Annotated in this window: 4 protein-coding genes and 1 pseudogene; all 5 read right to left on the reverse strand. The window is 61.9% G+C overall.

Going from position 1 to position 3996, the window contains the following annotated elements:
* Window positions 1-174: 174 nt before the first annotated feature.
* Window positions 175-504: pseudogene (locus QZY07_RS11370) on the reverse strand (type II toxin-antitoxin system VapC family toxin); the annotation flags it as partial.
* A complete protein-coding gene (locus QZY07_RS11375; RefSeq protein ID WP_295402530.1) occupies window positions 501-722 on the reverse strand; it encodes an AbrB/MazE/SpoVT family DNA-binding domain-containing protein in 222 nt (73 codons plus the stop codon). The gene QZY07_RS11375 and the pseudogene QZY07_RS11370, both read right to left, overlap by 4 nt.
* A 125-nt stretch (window positions 723-847) precedes the next feature.
* A complete protein-coding gene (locus QZY07_RS11380) occupies window positions 848-1330 on the reverse strand; it encodes a DUF3368 domain-containing protein (RefSeq protein ID WP_295402531.1) in 483 nt (160 codons plus the stop codon).
* A complete protein-coding gene (locus tag QZY07_RS11385; protein WP_295402533.1) occupies window positions 1331-1660 on the reverse strand; it encodes a UPF0175 family protein in 330 nt (109 codons plus the stop codon).
* A gap of 68 nt (window positions 1661-1728) precedes the next feature.
* The gene (gene brxC, locus QZY07_RS11390; RefSeq protein WP_295402535.1) at window positions 1729-3930 is read right to left on the reverse strand and encodes a BREX system P-loop protein BrxC; all 2202 of its coding nucleotides are present in this window, start codon (window positions 3928-3930) and stop codon (window positions 1729-1731) included.
* Window positions 3931-3996 lie beyond the last annotated feature (66 nt).

A 3996-nucleotide genomic window follows, 5' to 3' on the forward strand; every position in this document is an offset into this window, starting at 1 on the left:
AGCCGTGGACTCGTCTTCCGCCGACTCATGGAGCAGGCGGTCGTTACCGAGCCCGTCACTGAAGCCGCAGTGACGCATGGCTATAAGTGGTGACCACAACATATAGGGCGTGGAGGCACTAACCGACCACCCCCCTTTCTGAAAATAGGTCACGCCGGGTAGTCCTGCGAAGTGGTTGTCGGCGGTGATCAGCTCGGCTTGGTGTTTCCGGGCACTGGCGTAAATCGCTGCGTCCGCGAAGAACAGGCCATGATCGCGACTCAATTCTGCTGCCAGGAGGGCGGTGGAGGTGTCGAAATCGACGACGCGAGAACGGGTGGTGCGGGCTATGGCTTTCATGGCCGATTCCTTGCTGACGTTGCGTTCCAGCCATTTGTACAATTCGAACTGAACGACGGTGGGGACGATGAGTGTCTCGGCAGGTTCCAGAAAAGGCTGAAACCGATCGGCCAGGACACCATCGGCCAACCATTCGATCCAGCCGCAGGTATCGACCAGAATCATTCAGCGCGATCCAGGCGGTCTGTTCTGTCGCGGTAGTTGCTCGTATCCGCGCCCTTGGCAATCCCGCGCATCTCGGCCAGCTCGGGGATGGGAACCAGAGAGATGATGTCGCCCGTGGTGATGACGGCAAATTTCTGACCGGCGTGGAGGTGCAGTTCCTCGCGCACGGCCTTGGGAATCGCGAGCTGAAACTTGCTGGAGAGGGTCACGGACGCCATGGGTTGACTCCTTGCGCAGGATTGATCGATCAGTGTTTCGTAAAATATAGCACCTGGCGGTCTGGCGATTCAGGAGGAATTTGCCGTCGACGTTGGTTTGGCTGGGAAAGGGAGCAGGAAGCGGATCACTCACTCAACTGCCCGACAAACGCCTGGTAGAGTGCGTCGGACAAGCGAAATCCGCGGTCTCTGGCGGCATCCAGGATCGCCCTGGCGGTTGGTGGATCGAGGATCCCGCGCTGCACGGCCAGCAACAGGACACCAACCAGCCCCAGCACGGGAATCCCCATCATGCGCGCCAGGGTGCGCCCCTTCTTTTCGTCCACCAAGAGCGGCAATCCGCGTTGTCTGGCCAAGGTCAGGGCTTCGGCCTCGCCCGGATCGAGCATGGCGCGCAGTTCGTCCAGCAGGTCGCCGTCATCGACCGCAACGAGCTGGAAGAACGCCAAACGTTCAAGGGTTTGATCGAGTCCGGCCTCGCCCGCCTGCCACTCCCGATAGACCGCTTGCGGCAACAGCACCTGCTCGAAGCAGGCACCGAGCAGTTCCAGGCGATCCTGGGCCGCCAGCACGATCAGCGCCGTGGTATCGCTGACGATGGCACGCATTCACTGACCGCCGAGCTGTTGCAGGGTGTCCAGCTCTTCCGCGAGAGCGTAGTCGGCGATCGGGATCCCGAGATCGGACAGCAGCCGCATCGTGGCGTCGCGTGGCTTCTCGAAGATCCGCGCGACCTGACCCAGACTGAGATCGCCCGCCTGGAAGGCGCGGATGGCGAGCCATTTCCGGAATCCAAGATCAAGCAGTTTGTCATCGAAGGCGGCCGCCACCCCGATCGGCTTGCCGCGCCGGGTGATCAGCAGATAGTCCCCATTGTCGAGGGCCTTGCCAAGGACGCCTGGATTGGTTTGCAGGGCTTTGATACCGACGGTCTGCATGCTCAAGGTCTCCGTTTAAGGGGTACTTGAAGCATTGTAGGCGTCCCCGGAGATGGGTTCAACGCATGTCACCGGATCTCGATCCGTTCGCCGTCGGCAATGGCGGCCTCCAGCGCCTGACGCAACTTGCTCAAATAGGCGTCGATATCGGCCTGGGTTTCCAGGTACGTTCCCGGCACAAAAGCCGTGGCTTTCACGACGCGGCGCGGTTTCACATAGACCGGCGGGGCATCCTGATCGCCGATTTTTGGGGGCTTTCCTGGTGGCTTCTTCAGCGCCGCCTCGATCTTGTCGAGTGCGGCATCGCTGAGTTCGACCGCCTGCTGTGCCGCTTGGCCGATATGCGCGAGGCTGCTCTGGCTCTCGACCTGACCCTTGAGCTGCTGCAAGGGATAGAGACACTGGTTGCGCAGATCGCCACTGGCCTTGGCGGCGTCCAGTTCGACCTGGATCTTGGCGAGTTGCGCATCGATGCCGGGCAGGATCTGGTCGCGGCGCTGGGTCACCAAGGCGTCGTTAACCCGTTCGACGGTCTGGATCAGGGCCTCAGCCTCTTTGATCAGGCCATAGGGCGCCGCGGCACTCAGGATCTCCTTGATGCGTGCGAGGGCCTTGGCGGCGGTGCCGTCCCGATCCAGCCAGTCGCGGTTGGGCTGGAAGCGGGTTTGAGCTTGCCGTAGCTTGTCCCAGGCAGGGCGCTGGCTGGTGTAGAAATTGGTTAGCTCGTGGACCTCGTCGGAAAGGTCGTGCAGGTCGTCCTTGCGCTCCAGGAACCGGCCGATGAGCCCCACGCTCGCGGTCTCCGCCAGGAGTTTGTTGATGACGCCGAACGCATCGGCGATCGCCTGACCGCCGGGATAGGTGCCGGTGTCGGCCAGCGTCTTGTACTGGCTGAGGTTGGTTCGCCAACCGCCCAGTTGCAGGCGTAGGTGAGCGTCGAGGGCCTCTTCGCCGTCCGGGGCGAGGTTGCCGAAAACCTCTTTGACCAGATGGCGCGCGGCCTGGAGTTGCCCCTGATCGACGCTCTGACGTTTGACGACCAGCAGGCGCTTCCATTTGCTGGGGGCGATGACGGCCTCATGGAGCTTGTCGAGGGGCAGGGTCGCGCCGTCGCTCGCCAGGCTGATGTCGCCCTTCCTGACCAGACGGACGATCAGCAGCACCACTTCCCATTCGGGCCAACCGTAGGGACGCCGACCGAAGCGCGTCTCGACCAGGTCTTCCAGGATGATCGGCTTATGGGCGCTGGTCATCAGGTTGACGTAGTTCAGGAGTTCATCAAGCGCCGGTTGGTTGCCCTGCCCCGCCTCCAGCGAGAACCCCAGATCGTCCGCGTCGGTGGCACTGAGCACGGCCTTGATCTCGGCCTGCGGATTGGCGGAGAGGTGCGCGAGATAGCCGAGCTTGTTGAAGCTGTTGCGGATCAGGTAGTTCAGGGCGTCGGTCAGGGTCGAGGCGGCGCTGCCGCCCTTGGGCTGGATGGGCTGGCCGGCGGCGTAATAGCCGGCCTCCCGGCATAACTGTTCCAGTTGCAGAACCAGACGCTGGCGGCGCTCCCGATTCTCCTCCTGGCGTTCGCGTAGGATCTTGACCGTGGTGGTGGACGCGGTGCCGTCGTTTTTGCGACCGACGTATTTGTCGGTTTGCAGGTAGGTACGCAGTTCCCGTCCCAGTGTCTTGTCGTCGTCGAATCGGAGGATGAGCTGACCGCCGTCGGCGGCGCTCTGGAGGGTGCATTTGCCGTCGCTGTAGAGTGCGTAGTCGTCCGCCAGCGGGGTGACAACCGACAGCACCAGATCGCCCTCGGTGCGGGAACCATGCGGGTGCAGGTCGCACAGACGGTTGAGGCCGAAATCCTTGCCGTTATCGGCGAAGCGGTGCTTGCGCAGACCTTTGAGCACGTCCTCGAACAGCAGCTCGCCGAGGAATTTGGCCTCTTTCGCCGAGCTTAAGTCGACATCCTTGATCTCGCGGCTGATGTCGCGCTCTTCGTTGGTGAGGAAAAAGAAGTCCTCGCCGTTGCGCCCGATGACGGTTTCCTTTTCCAGCCGCTGGAGACTGGCTTCGATCTGGTGGCGCAGGGTCAGACGATCGGCGTCGATGCGGTCGATGAACAGGGTCACCAGGTTGTCGAGGTTGCCGCGAATTTCGTCGACGTAGCGGATCAGGAATAGGGTCTTGAGGACCAGGACATCGAAGGGCTCCAGCTTGTCATTGCGGGCGGCGTGGTCGATGGTCGACTTGACGATACCTTCGAGGAAACTTTCGATGGAGGGATCTCACGTTTCGGAGTTGAAGTTCGCCATGGCGATCGTCTCAGACCTCCATAGAATCAG

It is taken from the genome of uncultured Thiocystis sp., assembly GCF_903866365.1.
Taxonomy (GTDB): domain Bacteria; phylum Pseudomonadota; class Gammaproteobacteria; order Chromatiales; family Chromatiaceae; genus Chromatium.

Excerpts from the sequence above, each read along its gene's own strand:
- QZY07_RS11375 (WP_295402530.1), bottom strand. The coding sequence starts at position 722 with ATGGCGTCCGTGACCCTCTCCAGCAAGTTTCAGCTCGCGATTCCCAAG.
- QZY07_RS11380 (WP_295402531.1), bottom strand. The coding sequence starts at position 1,330 with ATGCGTGCCATCGTCAGCGATACCACGGCGCTGATCGTGCTGGCGGCC.
- QZY07_RS11385 (WP_295402533.1), bottom strand. The coding sequence starts at position 1,660 with ATGCAGACCGTCGGTATCAAAGCCCTGCAAACCAATCCAGGCGTCCTT.